The following is a 20,817-nucleotide window of genomic DNA, read 5'->3' as shown; positions in this document are numbered from 1 at the left end:
ATGGCAAGAGAATATGATTTAGTCATCGTTGGCGGCGGTACAGGTGGATATGTTGCTGCTATTCGCGCATCACAACTAGGATTAAAAACAGCACTTGTTGAAAAAGAAAATCTTGGTGGTACTTGTTTGCACAAAGGATGTATTCCTAGTAAAGCTCTTTTACGTAGTGCAGAAGTATACGCAACTGCTAAAAAAAGTGAAGAGTTCGGAGTTATTGCAAGTAATGTAGAACTGAACTTTGCAAAAGTACAAGAGCGTAAAGAGAAGATTGTAACGCAGCTCCATAAAGGCGTTCAACATTTAATGAAACAAGGTAAAATTGATGTGTTTGAAGGTATTGGCCGTATTCTTGGCCCATCTATTTTCTCTCCGATGCCAGGGACAATTTCAGTTGAACTTGCAAGTGGAGAAGAGAATGAAATGTTAATTCCAAAAAATGTACTTGTTGCAACAGGTTCTCGTCCAAATTCATTACCAGGTTTAGAATTAGACGGAGAGTACGTAATGTCTTCAGATCATGCCCTGAAAATGGAAACGCTTCCTAGCTCGATTATTATCGTTGGTGGCGGTGTAATCGGTATTGAGTGGGCATCGATGCTTGCTGACTTCGGTGTAGAAGTTACAGTGTTAGAGTATGCGAAAACTATTTTACCACTAGAAGATCAGGATGTTTCAAAAGAAATGCAACGTCTGTTCAAGAAAAAAGGTATTAAAGTGGTGACTGGTGCAAAAGTATTACCAGAAACATTGGTAAAAGATAATGGAGTAACAATTCAAGCTGAACATAACGGTGAGAATAAAGAATTTAAAGCAGAAAAAATGCTTGTATCTGTAGGAAGACAAGCCAATACGCAAAATATTGGTTTAGAGAATACGGATATCGTTGTGGAAAAAGGATACATTCAAACAAATGAGTTTTATCAAACGAAAGAATCTCATATTTACGCAATTGGAGATGTAATCGGTGGCTTACAACTTGCTCACGTTGCTTCTCATGAAGGAATTGTTGCAGTAGAACATATTGCAGGGAAAGAAGTTACACCAATTGATTACTCTATGGTATCAAAATGCGTATATAGCAGTCCAGAAGTTGCTTCTGTTGGTTTAACAGAACAAGAAGCGAAAGAAAAAGGCTATAAGTTAAAAGTAGGTAAGTTCTCATTCCGCGCAATCGGAAAAGCACTTGTATACGGAGAATCAGATGGATTTGTAAAACTTGTAGTTGATGAAGAAACAAATGACATTCTTGGTGTTCATATGATTGGACCACATGTAACAGATATGATTTCTGAAGCTGGTCTTGCAAGAGTACTTGATGCAACACCTTGGGAAGTAGCACATACAATTCATCCGCATCCATCATTATCTGAGGCGATTGGTGAAGCAGCACTAGCTGTAGATGGAAAAGCGTTACACGCATAAAAATGTGGATTTAGGAGGTTATGAAAAATGGCAGAAGTAAAAGAAAAGCGCCATGAAGAGCTTGGCTTAAGTGATGAGCAAGTATTAGAAATGTTCCGTACGATGTTACTTGCACGTAAAATCGACGAACGTATGTGGTTATTAAACCGTGCAGGTAAAATTCCATTCGTAATTTCTTGTCAAGGACAAGAGGCTGCACAAGTTGGAGCAGCGTTCGCTCTTGATAGAGAGAAAGATTATGCATTACCATACTACCGTGATATGGGTGTTGTACTAGCGTTTGGTATGACAGCTAAAGAGCTTATGTTGTCAGCTTTCGCGAAAGCTGGAGATCCAAACTCTGGTGGTCGTCAAATGCCTGGTCACTTCGGTCAAAAGAAAAATCGTATTGTTACAGGTTCATCTCCAGTAACAACACAAGTACCACACGCAGTTGGTATTGCACTAGCTGGAAAAATGGAGAAGAAAGATTTAGTAACGTTCGTTACATTTGGAGAAGGTTCTTCAAACCAAGGTGACTTCCATGAAGGGGCAAACTTTGCTGGTGTACACAAACTACCTGTTATTTTCATGTGTGAAAATAACAAATATGCAATCTCTATTCCCGTTGAAAAACAATTAGCATGTAAAAACGTATCAGATCGTGCAATTGGTTACGGTATGCCTGGATATACAATAGACGGAAACGATCCGCTTGCAGTATATAAAGCTGTAAAAGAAGCAGCAGACCGCGGCCGACGTGGTGAAGGCCCAACTTTAATTGAAACAGTATCATATCGTTTAACAGCACATTCTAGTGACGACGACGATCGTGTTTATCGTGATAAAGAAGAAGTAGAAGAAGCAAAGAAAAAAGATTCAATTATAACATTTGCAGCTTATTTAAAAGAAGCTGGCGTGTTAACTGAGGAATTTGAAAAACAAATGTTAGACGAAATTATGCATATCGTAAATGAAGCAACAGAATATGCAGAAAATGCTCCGTATGCAGCACCTGAAGATGCATTGAAGCACGTATACGCAGAATAGGGGGGAACGTTTCATGGCTGTAATGTCTTATATTGATGCTATTACATTAGCAATGCGCGAAGAAATGGAACGCGATGAGAAAGTATTCGTTTTAGGAGAAGATGTTGGTAAAAAAGGTGGCGTGTTTAAAGCGACACACGGTTTATATGATCAATTTGGTGAAGATCGTGCACTTGATGCACCGCTTGCAGAATCTGCAATTGCTGGGGTAGCAATTGGTGCGGCAATGTATGGTATGCGCCCAATCGCTGAAATGCAGTTTGCTGATTTCATCATGCCAGCAGTAAACCAAATTGTTTCTGAGGCAGCAAAAATTCGTTATCGTTCTAACAACGATTGGACTTGTCCAGTTACAATACGTGCGCCATTTGGTGGGGGTGTTCACGGTGCATTGTATCATTCACAATCTGTAGAAGCGATGTTTGCAAACCAACCAGGTTTAAAAATTGTTATTCCTTCTACACCATATGATGCAAAAGGTTTACTAAAAGCTGCAATTCGTGATGAAGATCCAGTATTATTCTTTGAACATAAACGTGCATACCGCTTAATTAAAGGTGAAGTGCCAGAAGATGACTACGTATTACCAATCGGAAAAGCAGATGTAAAACGCGAAGGTGATGATATTACCGTTATCACATACGGATTATGTGTTCACTTTGCTCTTCAAGCAGCTGAAAAGTTAGCACAAGATGGCATCTCTGCACACATTCTTGATTTACGTACTGTATATCCGTTAGATAAAGAAGCGATCATTGAAGCAGCTTCTAAAACGGGTAAAGTTCTTCTTGTAACAGAAGACAATAAAGAAGGAAGTATTATAAGTGAAGTGGCAGCAATTATTGCTGAAAATTGCCTGTTTGATTTAGATGCACCAATTGCACGTCTTGCAGGTCCAGATGTTCCAGCAATGCCATATGCACCAACAATGGAAAAATTCTTTATGGTAAATCCAGATAAAGTTGAAAAAGCAATGCGTGAACTTGCGGAATTTTAATCGGGGGGACTATACATGGCTGTAGAAAATATTACAATGCCTCAGCTCGGGGAGAGCGTTACAGAGGGCACAATTAGTAAATGGCTCGTTAATGTTGGCGATCACGTAAATAAGTATGATCCGCTTGCAGAAGTAATGACTGATAAAGTAAATGCCGAAGTACCATCTTCTTTCACGGGTATTGTGAAAGAGTTAATAGCTGGTGAAGGTGATACGTTAGCTGTAGGTGAAGTTGTTTGTGTCATTCAAGTAGAAGGCGCAGATGAAGTAGCTGCAACAGCTGTTGAGGAAAAAACGAAAGAAGAACCAAAGGCAGAAGTAACTACGCCTGAAAAAGCACCGAAAGCGAAACAACCAACTGATGGAAAACCACGTTTTTCACCAGCGGTATTAAAACTTGCGGGCGAGCATAATGTTGATTTAGATCTAGTAGAAGGTACAGGATCAAATGGACGTATTACTCGTAAAGATATTTTAAAGCTAGTGGAATCTGGAAATATTCCGCAAGCTGGTGCGAAAAAAGAGGAAGCTGTAGCAGTGGTAGTAGAAGCGCGTCCAGAAGCACCAAAAGCAGCGCCGGTAGCACAAAAAGTAGAAGCTGCGAAACCAGTTTCTGTTCCGACAATGCCTGGAGATATCGAAATTCCAGTAACAGGTGTGCGTAAAGCAATTGCAGCGAATATGTTACGTAGTAAACATGAGGCGCCACACGCTTGGATGATGATTGAAGTAGATGTGACAAACCTTGTGTCATACCGTAATACAATTAAAGGCGATTTCAAAAAGCGTGAAGGCTTTAACTTAACGTTCTTTGCTTTCTTCGTAAAAGCAGTAGCACAAGCGTTAAAAGAATATCCTCAAATCAATTCAATGTGGGCTGGCGATAAAATTGTTCAGAAGAAAGATATTAACCTTTCTATCGCTGTTGCAACAGAAGAAGAGTTATTTGTACCAGTAATTAAACAAGCGGACGAGAAGACGATTAAAGGCATCGCTCGTGAAATTACAGAACTTGCAGGAAAAGTACGCACGAAGTCGTTAAAAGCGGACGAAATGCAAGGCGGAACATTTACAATTAATAACACAGGATCATTTGGTTCCGTTCAATCTATGGGGATTATTAATTACCCACAAGCGGCTATTTTACAAGTTGAATCAATTGTAAAACGCCCAGTAATTATGGATAATGGTATGTTTGGTGCTCGTGACATGGTTAACTTATGTTTATCACTTGATCACCGTGTACTTGATGGTTTAATTTGTGGTAAATTCTTAGGACGTGTAAAAGAAATTTTAGAAAACATGTCAGAAAATAATACATCTGTATATTAATAAAAAGCTCGCTTATGCGAGCTTTTTATTATCTTATTTCTTCATCTGCATCCTACTATATGTACAAAACTTTTCCCAGTAATCTTACAATGAACGATTATGTATTAGGAATTTACGAAAATACATTGCTGATATATGGTATATAGATATAAAATAAGAAAAGAATAATTTTTTTGGCAAATCTTACTGATGAAACTGTAGTATAATATATTGTATTGTATGAAAAAGAGAGTTATTCTATATAAGTGTTTTATAGATAATGTGTAATCAGTCGTCAAAACATGAAGAATGTTGACTCCTGGTTTTTTATTTTGCTGTAACAATGTTTCAGGAGGATGTCATGAAAAGAAGTACCGAGTTTTTTAAGAGTTTAGATGTAAAATTAATTTTAATTTTGTTTGCACTATGTGTTACAAGTATAACGGCTATATATAGCAGTCAGCAAACTGGACAATATGGGGCTGAGAATTTTGCTCTGAAGCAAGGTGTTAACTACATAATTGGGATTGTAATGTTACTTCTTGTTGCAAGTGTTGATTCAGATCAGCTACAAAAACTATCTTGGCCATTGTATATTGCTACATTTGCTTCGATTATTTTGTTGAAGATATTACCAGTTTCAAGCTTTACACCTGAGATACTTGGGGCGAAAAGATGGTTTAGGTTTCCGGTAATTGGATCTATTCAACCGTCGGAGTTTTTCAAAATTGCACTGGTTATGTTAGTAGCAAATTTAGCAGTAAAGCATAATGCACAGTATGTGGTTCGAACATTTAAAACAGACCTAATATTAATAGGGAAGGTAATGTTAGTAGCTATTCCTCCTACGGCTGTTGTATATAGCCAACCGGATACAGGTATGGTGTTCTTATATGCTGCTGCCATTGCATGTATTTTATTTATGTCAGGTATTCAGAAGAAATTGATAGCGTTATGTACAGTTATTCCGGTGACCATATTATCCGCGTTAATATTTATTTACGTAAGGTATGAGGATTTCTTCTTTAATAATTTAGTTACTTTACTAAAACCTCACCAACAGTCGCGTATTGTAGGTTGGTTAAATCCATTTGAAAATGCAGATCAAGGCTATCAAACACAGCAATCGATTTTAGCTGTAGGTAGTGGAGGTATGGAAGGAAAGGGATTTGGCGAAGGGAATGTCTATATCCCGGAGAAGCATACTGACTTTATTTTCGCTACAATTGCCGAAGAAGGTGGATTTATAGTAGCGGCGTTAGTCGTGTTCTTGTTCCTATTGCTACTATATCGAACAATTATTATCGGTTATTCTGCTGATAATTTATTTGGTACATTATTATGTGCTGGATCAATAGGAATACTAACGGTTCAAATATTCCAAAATATCGGTATGATCGTTGGATTAATGCCTGTAAAAGGTATCGCATTACCTTTCTTATCATATGGGGGAAGTTCCTTATTCTCGAATATGATTATGATGGGACTCATATTATCGGTACGGAAAACGTATAAAAAATATATGTTTTCAGTTAAGTAAAAAAAGCTGGTTCGTTTTTAAACGAATCAGCTTTTTTACATATATGCTCTTAAACGTTGCAAACTAAAACAGAATAGCAGTTTGAGACGGGTAAGGAGTGCAAAGTGATGCATATGCATATTTTTGAAGGGGCACGGCATCTTTCTAATAGTGAATGGGTTGCTCGGGCTATTATAGCGTACATATTTTTAATATTAGTTGCGAAAGCGATGGGGCAAAGATCTATCGCACAACTTCGCTTTTTAGATGTTGTATTAGTGTTATTGCTTGGCGGGAATATTTCTAATGCGCTATCTGACGAAAAGGTCGGATTACTCGGTTCGATGATCACAACGTTCATACTCGTTGTACTTCACATAATAAGCTCTGTTTTAATGTTGAAATGGGATAGATGGAGACGCTTTTTAGAGCCAGCACCTATTATTCTTATACATAATGGTTCCATTGATTTTAGCAATTTAAAAAAAGCGAGAATTACGGTGGAATATTTATTTTCAGAACTTCGCATGCGAAATGTGAGCGATATTCAAACGGTTAAATTAGCATTATGGGAAGCAAGCGGTGTTGTTTCTATATTTCAGTATCCAGAATACGAAGCAGTTTCTCGGCGTGATCTTAAAGTGGCAGGAAGAAGATCTCCAGTTTCTTTTGTGCTAGTAAAGGATGGGAGGATTCAGCAAGATGTTCTTGCTTTAGTAGGAAAAACAGAAGATTGGGCGAGAGAATTTCTAGAGAAGAGTGCAGAAGTCGAATCCATTATGTTAGCTACAGTAGATGAAGCTCATAAAATAAATATTTTGTTAAAAAAATGAAAAATATACGCATTTTGTCGTTTCATACATATGATACAATAGTGTGGACAACAAAAAAGGAGGCGATTCGATTCGATGGGATATGTAGAAGAATTACGAAAAATAGTTGGTCATCGCCCTTTAATTTTAGTTGGTGCTGTTGTACTCGTTATCAATGAAAGCGGATATGTATTATTACAGCAAAGAACAGAGCCTTACGGAAAATGGGGGCTGCCTGGCGGGTTAATGGAGCTTGGTGAATCACCAGAGGAAACAGCTTACCGTGAAGTATACGAAGAGACAGGAATAGAAGTAAAGAACCTTCGATTAATCAATGTATTTTCTGGAGCGAACTATTTTACAAAATTAGCAAACGGTGATGAATTTCAATCTGTAACGACAGCTTATTATACCGATGAATATGAAGGGAACTTTGTTATGAATAAAGAAGAAGCGGTTCAGCTTAAATTCTTCCCAGTAACAGAACTACCCGACTATATTGTAGGATCGCATAAAAAAATGATTGTTGAATATATGAAAATTATGGAAAAGTAAGATACAATAGTAGAAGAAATACAAAAACACAGTTCTGGTTGGTAGTCCAGACGCATGATCTCATGTCAGTAACCTTCCCCCTCCGGGATGTCCAGTATTTCTAATATTTTTTAGGAGGGGCTGTCGATGGAGTTGACAGTATATCATGATGGTCAATTTTTTGTAGGAATTATTACATGTAAAGAAAAAGGTAAATTGTATGGTGCGAGGTATACTTTTGGAACGGAACCGTCAGACGAAGAAGTGCTTATATTTGTAAATGGTCCATTGTTAGCATATTTTCAGCACTTTGCAAGATGTGGTGTGGAAGTTAAAGAAAAACAGCGTCCAAAAAGTATAAAGCGTATCATACGACAAGCAGCAAAAGAAGTAACTGTAAAACGTTTTACAAAGGCGCAGGAGGCAATTAGTTTATCTTACGAGTTGCATAAACAAGAAAAGCGAGTGCAATCTAAAGAGAAACGAGAGGCTGAAAAGCAAAGAAGACGTTTAATAAAAGTACAAAAGGCAAAGCAAAAACATCGAGGTCATTAAGAAAAGGTGTTAGAGCAAGAGCTCTAACACCTTTTCTATGCTGAAATACAAGTAAACTTACTTGTATTCTCTAAACATTAACTGGTAAGATACAAATAGGTAGAATTAGAGGAGGGAAAAGATTGATTAACTTTAACTTTTTTATGAATGATGTTGTCCGTCAAGCACGTGAGGAGATTGTATCTGCAGGATATACAGAATTGACGACACCAGAAGCAGTTGAAGAAGCATTTAAAAGAAATGGTACAACACTTGTAATGGTAAACTCTGTATGTGGCTGTGCAGGTGGCATTGCTCGCCCTGCTGCTGCACATTCCGTACATTATGATAAACGTCCTAACCACCTTGTAACGGTATTTGCGGGGCAAGATAAAGAAGCAACAGCAAGAGCTCGTGAATATTTTGAAGGGTATCCACCTTCATCTCCATCATTTGCTTTATTGAAAGATGGAAAAATTGTAACGATGGTAGAACGTCATGAAATTGAAGGTCATGAACCAATGCAAGTAATTGCAAAACTACAATCTTACTTCGAAGACAATTGCGAAGAACTATAAGGAAGAGAAAAAGCGGTACGTTCACGAACAAGTGGACGTACCGCTTTTTTATTTAGTTTTTATAATGATTAGACATGCATAGGAATGTTATTTTATGCATGTTTTTATGCATATAAAACGAACTTAATAATGTTTTTGTGTTTATTTTTATTTTAAATGTTGCATAAAAATAAAAGTACTGATACAATACAAACAACGAATAAATATACTATTGAACTTTTAAATATACATCGTTAGGGGGAAGAAAGATGAAGAAGTTATTATCAATATCATTTGCACTTATTTTAATTGTAAGTATGTTCAGTGCTTGTAGTAATGGGGAAGAAAAGGCGAATGTCAAAAATAAAAAAGTACTCGTTATGGGGACTTCAGCAGACTATAAACCGTATGAATACGTGGAAGCTTCAAAAAGTGATGAAATTATCGGCTTTGATGTTGATATTGCCAAATATATCGGAATAGAACTTGGATACGAAGTGAAAGTGAAAGACATGGATTTTGGTGGATTATTAGCATCTCTTAATTCAGGAAAAATTGATTTCGTTATGGCGGGTATGACGCCAACTGCAGAGCGTAAAAATAATGCTGATTTCACAGATATATATTTTGTTGCTAAAAATATGATTGTTTCAAAAAAGGGCTCTAATATTAAATCGTTAGAAGATTTAAAAGGGAAAAAAGTAGGGGTACAAACAGGGTCAATTCAAGAAGAAAAGGCAAAAGAATTTCAGAAACAAGTCGATTTCAAAGCTGAGGGACGTGACCGTATACCAGAAATCGTACAAGAAATTAAAGCTGGTCGTTTTGACGCTGCAATTATAGAAGACACGGTTGCAAAAAATTATTTGGAAAAAATGAAAGAACTACAAGGGATTGAAATTCAAGAAGCACCAGAAGAAGTAGGTGCAGCGATTGCTCTTCCAAAAAATAGTGATAAAACAGAAGAATTTAATAAAGTAATTAAGAAAATGCAAGAAAATGGAGAAATGGATAAATTAGTGAAGAAATGGTTTGGCAGCGGAAAATAAGCTGCCTTTCACTTTTCTGTGAGGGGAATGAAAAGGATGAATTTAGATTTTTCAGCAATTACGCCTTCAATACCATATATATTAAAGGGCTTAGAAGTTACATTGAAAATTGTAGCTGCATCAGCTTTAGCAGGATTTATTTTAGGGACGTTATTAGCACTTTGCAAAATTGCTAGAATACGAGCATTAAATATTGCAGCAGATATATATACTTCAATATTTCGTGGTACACCGCTAGTATTGCAATTAATGATTATTTATTTCGGTGTTCCACAAATGATTGGATATGAGATACCAGCCTTTTTAGCAGCTGTACTTGCATTTAGTTTAAATTCAGGTGCATATATGTCAGAAGTAATTCGTGCCGGCATTCAAGCGGTTGATAAAGGACAAACAGAAGCAGCTATGGCTTTAGGGATTCCTTACGGGAAAATGATGAGAAATATTATTTTTCCTCAAGCTTTAAAAAATATTTTACCAGCACTTGTAAATGAATTTGCGACTCTTACGAAAGAATCGGCTGTAGTAACTGTAATTGGTGCAACAGATTTAATGCGCCGTGCTTACATTGTAGGCGGTGAAACATTTAAATATCTTGAACCATTACTGTTTGTTGGACTTATTTATTATATATTAGTAATTATTCTTACATTAGTCGGGAAAGCCATTGAAGGGAGAATGAAGAAAAGTGATTAAAGTTGAAAACCTTCATAAGTCATTTGGAAAAAATGAAGTATTAAAAGGAATTACAACAACGATTGAAAAAGGAGAAGTTGTTGCAATTATCGGACCGTCTGGATCTGGAAAGTCAACGTTTTTACGCTGTATGAATGTACTAGAAGCACCGACAAATGGTCACATTTGGATTGGAGCGGAAGAAGTAACGAATCCGAAAACAAATATTATGCACGTTCGTGAAAATGTCGGAATGGTATTTCAACATTTTCACTTATTCCCTCATATGACTGTATTAGAAAATATTACGTATGCTCCTATCAATGTAAAAGGAGTAACGAAGCAAGTGGCTGAGAAAAAGGCTCAGGAGCTTTTGGATAAAGTAGGACTGCTTGATAAGAAAGATTCATATCCAAATCGTCTTTCAGGGGGACAAAAGCAACGTGTAGCAATAGCGAGAGCATTAGCGATGGAACCGGAAGTTATGCTATTTGATGAACCGACATCTGCGCTAGATCCAGAAATGGTGAAAGAAGTATTAGAAGTTATGAAATCATTAGTTACGACAGGAATGACGATGGCAATCGTTACGCATGAAATGGGATTTGCAAAAGAAGTAGCAGACCGCGTTCTCTTTTTAGATGGTGGAAAGCTTGTAGAAGATAGCAATCCGGAAGAGTTTTTCACAGCACCAAAAAGTGACCGTGCAAAAGAATTTTTGCAAAAAATATTGTAATATGTAAAGGTTACGTGAATAATAAGTAGAAAAGGATGACATCGCGTCATCCTTTTTTTATACTAACTTTAAATACATTTATACATATAGGAGTAATGATATGTTTAAAATTGGATACCGTACAGTGAAAACAGCGCTTGGAACGGGGGCGGCAGTTTTTATTGCTCAGTTATTAGGATTAGAATTTTATAGTTCAGCTGGTATTTTAGTCATTTTATGCGTGCAAAATACGAAACGAAAATCCGTTCAAGTATCGTTGCACCGTTTTTTAGCTTGTGTATTATCAATGGTATTTGCGTTTTGTATTTTTGAAACGATTGGTTATACACCACTTGCGATTAGCGTATTACTGCTTACCTTTATTCCGACTGCAGTTATGTGCAAAATTCAAGAAGGCATTGTCACGAGTTCGGTTATCGTTATGCATCTGTATTCATTAAAGCAAATTACATGGTCTATAGTTGGTAATGAAATTGCTATATTAACGATTGGAATTAGCGTCGCTTTATTAGTAAACATGTACATGCCAAGCAGTGAGAATAAACTGAAAGAGTATCAAGAAAAAATAGAAGAGCATTTCAGAACAATCTTGTTTGAAATGGTCGTTTATTTACGAAATCGAGATAGTAATTGGAGTGGAGCCGAATTAATTGAAACAGAAAGGATGCTGAAAGAAGCAAAAGATTTATCATTTAAAAAACTTGAGAATGAGTTTATGCGTGAAGATGACTATTATTATCGTTATTTTGATATGCGCATGCAACAATTTGAAATTTTGGAGCGCATGATACCATTAGCTGCGTCACTATCTTGGACGTATGAACAAGCCGATATGATTGCAGATGTAATTGAAAATATAGGGAACTCTATTCGTCCTGAAAGTACAGGGGTTATTTCGTTAAGGCAACTTCAAGAAATGCGAGAAGTATTTAGAGAAATGCCTTTACCCGTCTCGCGAGAAGAATTTGAAATACGTGCGAAACTTGTTCAACTTGTGTATGAAATGGAGCAATATTTACTCATTAAAAGTCGCTTTAAGGGAAAGGATAATATAAAAGAACTTATATAGAAGGTAGGAATTACATATGCCGTATCTTCTCTCTTTCATATTATGTCTTTCTTTATCACCGATCTGGCCTCTTGGTGATAATCCGCGTACCGGAGATCCTTTTATTATTGTAAATAAAGCGACGAATAAATTAGCTTATATTGACGATGGGAAAATCCAAAAGGTTTTTCCAGTAGCGACAGGCAAAACGAATGAATTAACCCCAGAAGGAACTTTTGATATTGTAATGAAGGCGAAGGATCCGTACTATATTGCAAAGGATATTCCAGGTGGGTCACCAAAAAATCCACTTGGATCAAGGTGGATGGGATTTAATGCAAGAGGAACTGATGGGAGTAAATATGGAATACATGGAACAAACCAACCTAGTTCAATTGGAAAGTATATTTCACAAGGATGTATAAGAATGAAGAAAAACGATGTGGAATATTTATTTGATCGTATTCCAATTGGAACGAAAGTATGGATTGTGAAATCTAAAAAATCATTTCAGCAATTAGCAAAAGAAAAAGGTGCCATTGCATATGAAAAAGCCGACACAAAAGTTGGCTTTTTCTTTTATTATAAGTTGTCTTGACATGTGTACATAACCATGCGTTAATGAAAATATAGAAAGATAAAGTGAAACTTTAATCAGTGGGAGGTTATTACCCACTGATTATTAGCCCACACCAATCGGGCATTTACGGGCAGTTGACCTCTCGCCTAACTGCTTTGCCCTAGCCAAATTTTGAGGTGGGAGTCTTACTGCCCGCGAATAGCGGGATAAAAATAGGTAAAGGGGTTGCTCATATGTACTGGAATCCGAAAATTTCTTATATGCAGTTTTTTGTGGGTTTTCTATTTGTTATTACATTCATATTGGCAACTTTTAATATATGTTCTTACGTTGTAGCGATTGTATTTATGGCATTACTCAATCTTACTTTTGTTATTGGGGCATTTCAGCAGAAACAATATACAAGCTTTGTAATAGCGCTTGTAATGGCTTTTTCCTTTAGTATTGTAGCAGTTGTACTATATATAAAATAAAATATTCATTAGAAGGTAGACTATCTCGACTTCGAGATGGTCTATTTTGTATGTGTAAACAGTAAAAAAAGGACGAGTGAATCGTCCTTTTTACCAAAACATACTTGCGCCAGTAAGTAGTGTTGTTACAAGCATAGAAATTAGCATTATATAAACCATAATTTTTTGAGCTTTTTTATGCATCGTTAAACCTCCTTGCAAATCAGTACAATTTCATTGTAACGAGAAATGAAATTGTGGACAAGGGGAGAGAAAGGACAAAATTCGGGAAGGGGTTGCAAAATATAACAGGAAATTTGAGCATACGTAGAGAATATGTTAAAAGGTAGATTATTAGTTTTTGTTATGCAAGTATGAAGAATGGAGATACGATGATGAAAATATACGAAACAGAGCGTTTACATTTAAGAGAAATTGATGAGTCGTATGCGGAAAAAGTTCTTCAATATTACGACAAAAATCGTGAGTTTTTAAAAGCGTGGGAAGAGTATAGACCGGAGGATTTTTTCACGCTAGATTATCAAAAGAAAAAGTTACAAAAGGATAGAAAAGAGTTCGCGGAAGGTAAGATCATCAGGCTGTGGATTTTTAAGAAGGGTGATGATACAAAAATTATTGGATGTATTTCATTTAATCTAATTGTTCGCGGAATTTATCAATCTTGTGTACTTGGTTATAAATTAGATAGGGAAGAATTGAATAAAGGTTACACAACAGAAGCGCTTAGAAAAGCAATTCAAGTTACCTTTAAAGAATTTCATTTACATCGTATAGAAGCGCCGATTATGCCACGAAATTTAGCATCTATACAAGTAGTGACGAAAATAGGATTTCAATATGAAGGTGTATCTCGAAAAATGCTAATGGTTAATGGTGTTTGGGAAGATCATATGCGCTGGGTGTTGTTAAACGAGTAATAGAAAGCAGATGGGTATCTAGATGTATGAACCATCTGTTTTTTGTCTTGTATTTCGAAACTTTTGCGAAATTCTGTTATAATTAATATTGTTACATACATAATGGTAGTGCAGGAGGCGCAGTCTTATGATTAATCAAGAACGTTTAGTAAATGAATTCATGGAGTTAGTACAAGTAGATTCTGAAACAAAATTTGAAGCAGAAATTTGCAAAGTGTTAACAGAGAAATTTACTGCTTTAGGTGTAGAAGTATTTGAGGATGACACGATGGGCGTGACTGGTCATGGTGCAGGTAACTTAATTTGTACTTTACCAGCAACAAAAGACGGTGTTGATACAATTTATTTCACTTCTCATATGGATACAGTAGTTCCTGGTAATGGAATTAAGCCTTCTATTAAAGATGGATATATCGTATCAGATGGTACTACAATTTTAGGAGCGGATGATAAAGCGGGATTAGCATCAATGTTTGAAGCAATTCGTGTTTTAAAAGAGAAAAACATCCCTCATGGTAAAATTGAATTTATTATTACAGTTGGAGAAGAATCTGGTCTTATTGGTGCAAAAGCGTTAGACCGTGAGCGTATTACAGCGAAGTATGGTTACGCATTAGATAGCGATGGAAAAGTTGGTGAAATCGTTGTTGCAGCTCCAACACAAGCGAAAGTGAATGCGATTATTCGTGGGAAAACAGCGCACGCTGGCGTAGCACCGGAAAAAGGTGTATCTGCAATTACTATCGCAGCAAAAGCAATTGCAAAGATGCCACTTGGTCGTATCGATTCTGAAACAACTGCAAATATTGGGCGTTTTGAAGGTGGCACACAAACAAATATCGTTTGCGATCATGTTCAAATTTTTGCAGAAGCTCGTTCTTTAATCAATGAGAAAATGGAAGCACAAGTTGCAAAAATGAAAGAAGCATTTGAAACAACTGCAAAAGAAATGGGTGGTCATGCAGACGTTGAAGTAAATGTTATGTACCCAGGTTTTAAGTTTGCTGATGGAGATCACGTTGTAGAAGTTGCGAAACGCGCTGCTGAAAACATTGGCCGTACACCTTCTCTTCACCAAAGTGGTGGCGGAAGTGATGCGAACGTAATCGCAGGACACGGTATTCCAACAGTTAACTTAGCAGTTGGTTATGAAGAAATTCATACAACAAATGAAAAAATTCCTGTTGAAGAATTAGCGAAAACAGCAGAATTAGTCGTAGCTATTATTGAAGAAGTAGCGAAGTAATTAACTAGAAAAAGCGTGTAAATCAATTGTGATTTACACGCTTTTTTATTTTGATTCAATTGCTTTCACAAGACGGATAAGCCAGTATAAGAAAATCCATGGGAGTACATAAGTTGTTGCGATGCTAAGTAAACGAGGAAGGAGTCCAGCCACATTAATATTGAACATCGGAAGTAGCAAATAATTGATTAAGATAATTAAAATAATAATAACGAATGTATAGTTGAGCTTACTATTTGGTTTCATAATAAGTCACTCCTTTTACAATAATATCCATCATTCGTATTAAGTATAGCAAAAATAAGGATAAAAAGAATAAGTAATTATTATATTGTACATGAATTTGATATAATAAAGGAACGGATGTTCTTTGGAGGAGATGAGTATTATGCGAGAAATGTATCCGAAAAATGGTCGTGTTATTTTACATGTAGATATGAATTGTTTTTTCGCATCTGTTGAAATTGCTCATGACCCATCATTACAAGGAAAGCCATTAGCGATTGCCGGGAATGAAAAAGAGAGAAAAGGGATTATCATAACATGTAGTTATGAAGCGAGAGCATATGGAATACGTACGACGATGCCCCTTTGGGAAGCAAAGCGATTATGCCCGCAATTAGTTGTGAGGCGTCCTAATTTTACATTATATCGCGAAGCCTCATTTCAAATGTTTCAAATTCTTTCACGTTTTACAGAAAAGATACAACCAGTTTCTATAGATGAAGGGTATTTAGATATTACAGATTGCTATGCACTAGGTTCGCCTCTTGAAATAGCAAAGATGATTCAACAAGCGTTATTAACAGAGTTACAGCTTCCGTGTAGTATTGGAATTGCTCCAAATCTTTTTCTAGCAAAGACCGCTTCAGATATGAAAAAACCACTTGGTATTACTGTGCTTCGAAAACGTGACATTCCAGAATTAATTTGGCCACTTCCAGTTGGAGCCATGCATGGAATTGGTGAGAAAACAGCTGAAAAATTAAATGATATTCATATACAGACAATCGAACAGTTGGCAAGAGGAGACGAGCATATCATTCGCGCTAAAATTGGAAAGCACGGTGTTGACTTACAAAGACGTGCAAAAGGTATGGATGATAGGGAAGTTGATCCGAGTCAAATGGGACAGCATAAAAGTGTCGGTAATTCGATGACCTTTTCAAAGGATATGGATGAAGAGAAAGAATTACTTGATATGTTAGAACGTTTATCAAAGTCAGTGAGTAAAAGGTTACAAAAGCGAACCCTTGTCAGCTATAATATACAAATTATGATTAAATACCATGATAGGCGAACAGTAACACGGAGTAAGCAATTGAAAAATGCGATTTGGGAAGAATGCGATATTTTTCAAGCTGCATCCCGTTTGTGGAAGCAACATTGGGACGGTGATTCCGTTCGTTTACTAGGTGTTACAGCTACTGAAATAGAGTGGAAGACAGAATCGGTGAAACAATTAGATTTGTTTTCATTTGAAGAGGATGCGAAAAAAGAACCGTTACTTGCTGTCATTGATCAAATTAATGATAAGTATGGAACACCGCTTTTACAGAGAGGTAGTCAACTACTGCGTAAGCAAGAGAAGTCGTTTCAACAAAAGTTAGAAAATAAGTTTATGTAGAAGGTGTCATGAAGCAGTAAATATCATGGCACCTTTCATATTTAACTCGCTTCTAAATCTAAAGAGGTCTTCCACCCAGCAGCAGTAACGCCAGATTCTAATAACATTCTACTTACTATTTTTTCAATTAAGATAGCCGCATTTGTCTTGCAATGTAATGTAGCCTGTATACAGACTTTTTGATTAGAATCTACATCTTCACTATATAACTCTTTTAAACCGAGACCTTCTGTACTTACCATATGCATAAGTAAAAAACGAATATGTGCTTCATTTTCTTCTGAACAAGTAAGAGAAAGGAAGTAGTTTGTTTGTTCAGGTGATTCTTCTTTTGATTTTTTATTCATAAAGAGAGCGATTGGGCGAAGTAGTATATTTGCTAGTAAAACGCCGGCTGCACCTAATATAGCTGCAACGAGAAAACCAGCGCCTGTAAGAGTACCGACAGCAGCTGCGCACCATAAAGTTGCTGCCGTATTTAAACCTCTAATACTAAAACCGTCACGGATAATCACACCGCCTCCTAAAAAACCAATCCCACTAACGACTTGAGCAGCAATACGTGAGGGGCTAGCATCATGATCAAGCATGACAGATAATAAAACAAATATACAGGCACCAAGTGATACGAGAGCGTTTGTCCGCAGCCCAGCCATCCGGTGTCTCCATTGTCTTTCCATTCCGATGCAAGCTCCTACAATAATTGCGATAAATAATCTTAATACAATGTCATACCATACCATCATGGTCACCTCCATACATATAAGTATGTGTTATGTTTTTTAAGAATGAGTGAGAAATACCCACTCATTCTCATTTTTACAACCAGCTATGAAATTTTTTAATATAAAGTTTTTTCAGGAATTGTGTTAAGAAAGCATAACCTAATAATATTCCTACTAACCAAGGGAAGTAGCTTAGTGGTAATGCTTGTAAACCAATTGCTGCACCAAGTGGTGAGAATGGAATATAAATTCCGATTGCCATAATACAAGCGGTTAATAAAAGAACTGGTATTGATGCTGTACTTTGAATGAACGGAATTTTCTGTGTTCTGATCATATGGACAATTAATGTTTGAGTTAGTAGCCCAACGACAAACCAACCAGATTGGAATAGTGATTGTTCTCCAGGTGTATTTGCACCGAATACATTCCACATGACAACGAATGTGATAATATCGAATATAGAGCTAATTGGACCGATGCAAATAATGAAGTTACGCAAGTTTGCAGTATCCCATTTTCTAGGCTTCTCTAAAAATTCCTTATCCATTTTATCCCATGGAATTGAAAGCTGTGAAATATCATAAAGTAAGTTTTGAATTAATAGATGAATTGCAAGCATCGGTAAGAATGGAATGAAAGCACTTGCCACTAATACACTAAATACATTTCCGAAGTTAGAGCTAGCTGTCATTTTTATATATTTTAAAATATTGCCGAAAGTAGTGCGTCCTTCTAAAATACCTGCTTCTAATATAGTTAAACTTTTTTCAAGTAGAATAATATCGGAAGATTCTTTTGCAATGTCAGTAGCAGTATCAACAGATATTCCAACATCAGCATCACGTAGTGCAACGGCATCGTTAATACCATCCCCCATATAACCTACAGTATGACCATTACCTTGCAATACACGAATGATGCGGGACTTTTGCATTGGATTTAGTTTTGCGAACACTGTTGTTTCTTCTGCCAGTTTCGCTAATGCTTTATCTGGTAAAGAATCAATTTCGTAACCGAGGACAGGCTCACCTATATTTAATCCCACTTCTTTACAAACCTTTCTTGTAACAATTTCGTTATCGCCCGTTAAGATTTTCACTTGTACGCCGTGTTTATGCAATGCTTGAATTGCAGAAGCAGCAGATGGTTTAGGCGGATCTAAAAAGCCGATATATCCAGTAAGGATCATAGCGGATTCATCTTGTACTGCATAAGCTTTATGATAAGGTTTGTTATCTTTCTTGTATGCTACAGCAATGACACGCATTCCTTCACTGTTTAAAGTTTCGCTAAGATGTTTTACATTTGCTCTCATTTCTTCAGTAAGAGGGACAATTTGCCCATCCACTTCAGTGTAATTACAAATTGATAAAATTTCTTCTACGGCACCTTTACAAACCATTGTCTGTTCACCTGAAATATCTTTCACGATAACAGACATGCGGCGACGAGCGAAATCGAATGGAATTTCATCTAGCTTTTGAAAAGTTGATGGATCAAACTTATGGTTTTCCTCTGTATGTTCAATGACAGCTTTATCTATTAGATTTTTCAATCCAGTTTGGTAGAAGCTATTTAAATACGCAAATTGTAAGACGCGATTGCATTCATTTCCATTAGGATCTAAATGACGAACAAGGACGACTTTATCTTCTGTTAAAGTTCCAGTTTTATCCGTGCAAAGGATGTTCATAGCACCTAAATTTTGAATTGAGTTTAGCTGTTTTACAATTACTTTTTGTTTGGACATGTTCACGGCACCCTTAGCCAAATTAGCAGTTACAATCATTGGTAACATTTCAGGTGTAAGACCAACTGCAACGGCAATAGCAAAGAAGAAAGCTTCTTGCCAATCTCCTTTTGTGAATCCATTAATGAGAAGGACGATGGGTGCCATAATAAGCATGAATGTGATTAAGAGCCAACTTACTTTGTTCACGCCTTTATCAAAGCTTGTTTCTGCACGTTTTCCGATAACCTTATTTGCTAAAGAGCCGAAATACGTATCCGTACTAGTTGAAACAACAACAGCTTTTGCGCTACCGCTAACAATATTTGTACCCATAAAGCAAAGGTTTTCCATATCGAGCGGATTGTAATTTTTTTTCATGTTTTTCGGTAATATATGTTTATTTTCCGTATGGTAGCAGTTTTCGTATTTTTCTACAGGAAGTGCTTCTCCGGTTAAGGAAGACTGATTAACAAATAAATCTTTAGCCGATAAAATACGCACATCAGCTGGAACGATGTCACCGGCTGAAAGTGAAATAATATCGCCAGGAACAAGTTCTTCAATTGGAATTTCTATTGTATAATTTCGATTTAAATTCGTTACGTTTTTTGTTTCATGTATAAATCCATCTATTCTAAAGACACTCGCGGTTGTTCGAACCATAGCCTTTAACTTATCTGCCGCTTTCTGAGAGCGGAATTCTTGTAGAAAGCGAATCGTTGCACTTAGCAGTACCATTACAGATACGACAATTGTTCCTTGTATGTCATCTGTGAAAAAAGAGAGTGCTCCAAGAGCTAATAAAACAAAAATAAATGGATTTTTAAATGCCAGCAGAAATTGAATGTACCACGGCAATGTTTTATTATGAGCGATTTCGTTCGGACCATATAAAGAAAGTCTACGAGACGCTTCTTGTTTAGAGAGTCCATCTTGTGTTGTTTCTAAGAGTTTTAACGCAGAGTATACATCCTGTGTTGCAACTTCCACTAATAATTCGTTATTTGCTTTCATGCTATCTTGATCGTAAGCATGCTTCGTTTCTTGTCTTTGTAAATTTAACATCGGTAGTTCCTCCTCTTTCATGAAGGAGGAAACAATCTGTTACTCGACTATTTAAAATTGGGAGGAACAGCTTCTTTCCTACCTACATGGTGAAATATTAACGTAAAACATATGGGTATCTGGGCCGAATCATCACTTGCCACTGTTCCTCACCTCCGTACAATTTAATAGTTTCTGAATATGCTATGTTTGTTTCATAGTAAGGTGCATAAAGATATAAAAAAGA

At 36.5% G+C, this 20,817-nt stretch carries 22 protein-coding genes; 18 read left to right on the top strand and 4 right to left on the bottom strand.

What is annotated here, in order from left to right:
* The 15 genes from lpdA to ACP6L7_RS17615 all read left to right on the top strand — a co-directional run bounded on the left by lpdA (position 1) and on the right by ACP6L7_RS17615 (position 13,276).
* Positions 1-1,422, top strand: a complete 1,422-nt coding sequence (lpdA, locus tag ACP6L7_RS17685; protein ID WP_000090438.1) for a dihydrolipoyl dehydrogenase — start codon at positions 1-3, stop codon at positions 1,420-1,422.
* 27 nt (positions 1,423-1,449) lie between these two features.
* Complete coding sequence (gene bfmBAA / locus ACP6L7_RS17680) at positions 1,450-2,451, top strand: 3-methyl-2-oxobutanoate dehydrogenase subunit alpha (RefSeq protein ID WP_000852549.1); 1,002 nt, start codon at positions 1,450-1,452, stop codon at positions 2,449-2,451.
* Between the two features lie 13 nt (positions 2,452-2,464).
* Positions 2,465-3,448 (top strand): 3-methyl-2-oxobutanoate dehydrogenase subunit beta, encoded by a 984-nt coding sequence (gene bfmBAB, locus ACP6L7_RS17675; protein ID WP_000290070.1) that lies wholly within the window; start codon positions 2,465-2,467, stop codon positions 3,446-3,448.
* Positions 3,449-3,463: 15 nt separating this feature from the next.
* The gene (locus ACP6L7_RS17670) at positions 3,464-4,780 is read left to right on the top strand and encodes a dihydrolipoamide acetyltransferase family protein (RefSeq protein WP_430529348.1); all 1,317 of its coding nucleotides are present in this window, start codon (positions 3,464-3,466) and stop codon (positions 4,778-4,780) included.
* A 340-nt stretch (positions 4,781-5,120) separates the two neighbouring features.
* Positions 5,121-6,299, top strand: a complete 1,179-nt coding sequence (locus tag ACP6L7_RS17665) for an FtsW/RodA/SpoVE family cell cycle protein (protein WP_097830745.1) — start codon at positions 5,121-5,123, stop codon at positions 6,297-6,299.
* 107 nt (positions 6,300-6,406) lie between these two features.
* Positions 6,407-7,111, top strand: coding sequence for a DUF421 domain-containing protein (locus ACP6L7_RS17660; RefSeq protein WP_097830746.1), 705 nt, complete (start codon positions 6,407-6,409; stop codon positions 7,109-7,111).
* A gap of 75 nt (positions 7,112-7,186) precedes the next feature.
* The gene (locus ACP6L7_RS17655; RefSeq protein ID WP_071771625.1) at positions 7,187-7,645 is read left to right on the top strand and encodes an NUDIX hydrolase; all 459 of its coding nucleotides are present in this window, start codon (positions 7,187-7,189) and stop codon (positions 7,643-7,645) included.
* A 126-nt stretch (positions 7,646-7,771) separates the two neighbouring features.
* Positions 7,772-8,179: a YjdF family protein gene (locus tag ACP6L7_RS17650; protein ID WP_097830747.1), complete on the top strand. Its 408-nt coding sequence runs from the start codon at positions 7,772-7,774 to the stop codon at positions 8,177-8,179.
* A gap of 143 nt (positions 8,180-8,322) precedes the next feature.
* Positions 8,323-8,736 carry a BrxA/BrxB family bacilliredoxin gene (locus tag ACP6L7_RS17645; RefSeq protein ID WP_002015097.1) on the top strand — a complete coding sequence of 138 codons (414 nt, stop codon included), beginning with the start codon at positions 8,323-8,325 and terminating at the stop codon, positions 8,734-8,736.
* A 248-nt stretch (positions 8,737-8,984) separates the two neighbouring features.
* Positions 8,985-9,764, top strand: a complete 780-nt coding sequence (locus ACP6L7_RS17640) for a transporter substrate-binding domain-containing protein (protein WP_097830748.1) — start codon at positions 8,985-8,987, stop codon at positions 9,762-9,764.
* 36 nt (positions 9,765-9,800) lie between these two features.
* On the top strand, positions 9,801-10,460 hold the full coding sequence (locus ACP6L7_RS17635; RefSeq protein WP_001046912.1) for an amino acid ABC transporter permease: 660 nt from the start codon (positions 9,801-9,803) through the stop codon (positions 10,458-10,460).
* Positions 10,453-11,175: an amino acid ABC transporter ATP-binding protein gene (locus tag ACP6L7_RS17630; protein WP_097830749.1), complete on the top strand. Its 723-nt coding sequence runs from the start codon at positions 10,453-10,455 to the stop codon at positions 11,173-11,175. The genes ACP6L7_RS17635 and ACP6L7_RS17630 overlap by 8 nt, the downstream gene beginning before the upstream one ends.
* A gap of 100 nt (positions 11,176-11,275) precedes the next feature.
* Entirely contained in the window at positions 11,276-12,244 is a 969-nt protein-coding gene (locus ACP6L7_RS17625; RefSeq protein ID WP_097830750.1) for an aromatic acid exporter family protein, read from the top strand.
* Positions 12,245-12,260: 16 nt separating this feature from the next.
* Positions 12,261-12,821 carry a L,D-transpeptidase gene (locus tag ACP6L7_RS17620; protein ID WP_097830751.1) on the top strand — a complete coding sequence of 187 codons (561 nt, stop codon included), beginning with the start codon at positions 12,261-12,263 and terminating at the stop codon, positions 12,819-12,821.
* Between the two features lie 215 nt (positions 12,822-13,036).
* Positions 13,037-13,276 (top strand): DUF3894 domain-containing protein, encoded by a 240-nt coding sequence (locus ACP6L7_RS17615; protein ID WP_097830752.1) that lies wholly within the window; start codon positions 13,037-13,039, stop codon positions 13,274-13,276.
* A gap of 90 nt (positions 13,277-13,366) precedes the next feature.
* Here the strand turns inward: ACP6L7_RS17615 and prli42 are convergent, their stop codons facing one another.
* Positions 13,367-13,459 carry a stressosome-associated protein Prli42 gene (gene prli42, locus ACP6L7_RS17610; protein WP_000549036.1) on the bottom strand — a complete coding sequence of 31 codons (93 nt, stop codon included), beginning with the start codon at positions 13,457-13,459 and terminating at the stop codon, positions 13,367-13,369.
* A gap of 188 nt (positions 13,460-13,647) precedes the next feature.
* Between prli42 and ACP6L7_RS17605 the strand changes: the two genes are divergently transcribed.
* Both ACP6L7_RS17605 and ACP6L7_RS17600 read left to right on the top strand, forming a co-directional pair.
* Entirely contained in the window at positions 13,648-14,193 is a 546-nt protein-coding gene (locus tag ACP6L7_RS17605) for a GNAT family N-acetyltransferase (RefSeq protein WP_128853575.1), read from the top strand.
* Between the two features lie 127 nt (positions 14,194-14,320).
* A complete protein-coding gene (locus tag ACP6L7_RS17600) occupies positions 14,321-15,439 on the top strand; it encodes a tripeptidase T (protein ID WP_097830754.1) in 1,119 nt (372 codons plus the stop codon).
* 45 nt (positions 15,440-15,484) lie between these two features.
* On the opposite strand, the gene ACP6L7_RS17595 is transcribed toward ACP6L7_RS17600, so the two are convergent.
* On the bottom strand, positions 15,485-15,685 hold the full coding sequence (locus ACP6L7_RS17595; RefSeq protein WP_097830755.1) for a hypothetical protein: 201 nt from the start codon (positions 15,683-15,685) through the stop codon (positions 15,485-15,487).
* 142 nt (positions 15,686-15,827) lie between these two features.
* Between ACP6L7_RS17595 and ACP6L7_RS17590 the strand changes: the two genes are divergently transcribed.
* Positions 15,828-17,066 carry a DNA polymerase IV gene (locus ACP6L7_RS17590; RefSeq protein ID WP_097830756.1) on the top strand — a complete coding sequence of 413 codons (1,239 nt, stop codon included), beginning with the start codon at positions 15,828-15,830 and terminating at the stop codon, positions 17,064-17,066.
* A gap of 41 nt (positions 17,067-17,107) precedes the next feature.
* Here the strand turns inward: ACP6L7_RS17590 and ACP6L7_RS17585 are convergent, their stop codons facing one another.
* Together ACP6L7_RS17585 and mgtA are read right to left on the bottom strand one after the other, a co-directional pair.
* Positions 17,108-17,809, bottom strand: a complete 702-nt coding sequence (locus tag ACP6L7_RS17585) for an MgtC/SapB family protein (protein WP_071747052.1) — start codon at positions 17,807-17,809, stop codon at positions 17,108-17,110.
* 76 nt (positions 17,810-17,885) lie between these two features.
* Positions 17,886-20,591, bottom strand: a complete 2,706-nt coding sequence (gene mgtA, locus ACP6L7_RS17580) for a magnesium-translocating P-type ATPase (protein WP_141533239.1) — start codon at positions 20,589-20,591, stop codon at positions 17,886-17,888.
* Positions 20,592-20,817 lie beyond the last annotated feature (226 nt).

This window comes from Bacillus silvicola, from assembly GCF_050524305.1.
GTDB lineage: Bacteria > Bacillota > Bacilli > Bacillales > Bacillaceae_G > Bacillus_A > Bacillus_A cereus_AT.
This window is presented reverse-complemented; position numbering and strand designations above follow the sequence as displayed.

What these genes read in the sequence shown, in the direction of transcription:
- ACP6L7_RS17655 (WP_071771625.1), top strand. Translation starts at nt 7,187, where the DNA reads ATGGGATATGTAGAAGAATTACGAAAAATAGTTGGTCATCGCCCTTTA.
- ACP6L7_RS17635 (WP_001046912.1), top strand. Translation starts at nt 9,801, where the DNA reads ATGAATTTAGATTTTTCAGCAATTACGCCTTCAATACCATATATATTA.
- ACP6L7_RS17665 (WP_097830745.1), top strand. Translation starts at nt 5,121, where the DNA reads ATGAAAAGAAGTACCGAGTTTTTTAAGAGTTTAGATGTAAAATTAATT.
- ACP6L7_RS17600 (WP_097830754.1), top strand. Translation starts at nt 14,321, where the DNA reads ATGATTAATCAAGAACGTTTAGTAAATGAATTCATGGAGTTAGTACAA.
- ACP6L7_RS17590 (WP_097830756.1), top strand. Translation starts at nt 15,828, where the DNA reads ATGCGAGAAATGTATCCGAAAAATGGTCGTGTTATTTTACATGTAGAT.
- bfmBAB (WP_000290070.1), top strand. Translation starts at nt 2,465, where the DNA reads ATGGCTGTAATGTCTTATATTGATGCTATTACATTAGCAATGCGCGAA.
- ACP6L7_RS17660 (WP_097830746.1), top strand. Translation starts at nt 6,407, where the DNA reads ATGCATATGCATATTTTTGAAGGGGCACGGCATCTTTCTAATAGTGAA.
- mgtA (WP_141533239.1), bottom strand. Translation starts at nt 20,591, where the DNA reads ATGTTAAATTTACAAAGACAAGAAACGAAGCATGCTTACGATCAAGAT.
- ACP6L7_RS17585 (WP_071747052.1), bottom strand. Translation starts at nt 17,809, where the DNA reads ATGGTATGGTATGACATTGTATTAAGATTATTTATCGCAATTATTGTA.
- bfmBAA (WP_000852549.1), top strand. Translation starts at nt 1,450, where the DNA reads ATGGCAGAAGTAAAAGAAAAGCGCCATGAAGAGCTTGGCTTAAGTGAT.
- ACP6L7_RS17595 (WP_097830755.1), bottom strand. Translation starts at nt 15,685, where the DNA reads ATGAAACCAAATAGTAAGCTCAACTATACATTCGTTATTATTATTTTA.
- ACP6L7_RS17640 (WP_097830748.1), top strand. Translation starts at nt 8,985, where the DNA reads ATGAAGAAGTTATTATCAATATCATTTGCACTTATTTTAATTGTAAGT.
- ACP6L7_RS17615 (WP_097830752.1), top strand. Translation starts at nt 13,037, where the DNA reads ATGTACTGGAATCCGAAAATTTCTTATATGCAGTTTTTTGTGGGTTTT.
- ACP6L7_RS17670 (WP_430529348.1), top strand. Translation starts at nt 3,464, where the DNA reads ATGGCTGTAGAAAATATTACAATGCCTCAGCTCGGGGAGAGCGTTACA.
- ACP6L7_RS17605 (WP_128853575.1), top strand. Translation starts at nt 13,648, where the DNA reads ATGATGAAAATATACGAAACAGAGCGTTTACATTTAAGAGAAATTGAT.
- lpdA (WP_000090438.1), top strand. Translation starts at nt 1, where the DNA reads ATGGCAAGAGAATATGATTTAGTCATCGTTGGCGGCGGTACAGGTGGA.
- ACP6L7_RS17650 (WP_097830747.1), top strand. Translation starts at nt 7,772, where the DNA reads ATGGAGTTGACAGTATATCATGATGGTCAATTTTTTGTAGGAATTATT.
- ACP6L7_RS17620 (WP_097830751.1), top strand. Translation starts at nt 12,261, where the DNA reads ATGCCGTATCTTCTCTCTTTCATATTATGTCTTTCTTTATCACCGATC.
- ACP6L7_RS17645 (WP_002015097.1), top strand. Translation starts at nt 8,323, where the DNA reads ATGAATGATGTTGTCCGTCAAGCACGTGAGGAGATTGTATCTGCAGGA.
- ACP6L7_RS17625 (WP_097830750.1), top strand. Translation starts at nt 11,276, where the DNA reads ATGTTTAAAATTGGATACCGTACAGTGAAAACAGCGCTTGGAACGGGG.
- prli42 (WP_000549036.1), bottom strand. Translation starts at nt 13,459, where the DNA reads ATGCATAAAAAAGCTCAAAAAATTATGGTTTATATAATGCTAATTTCT.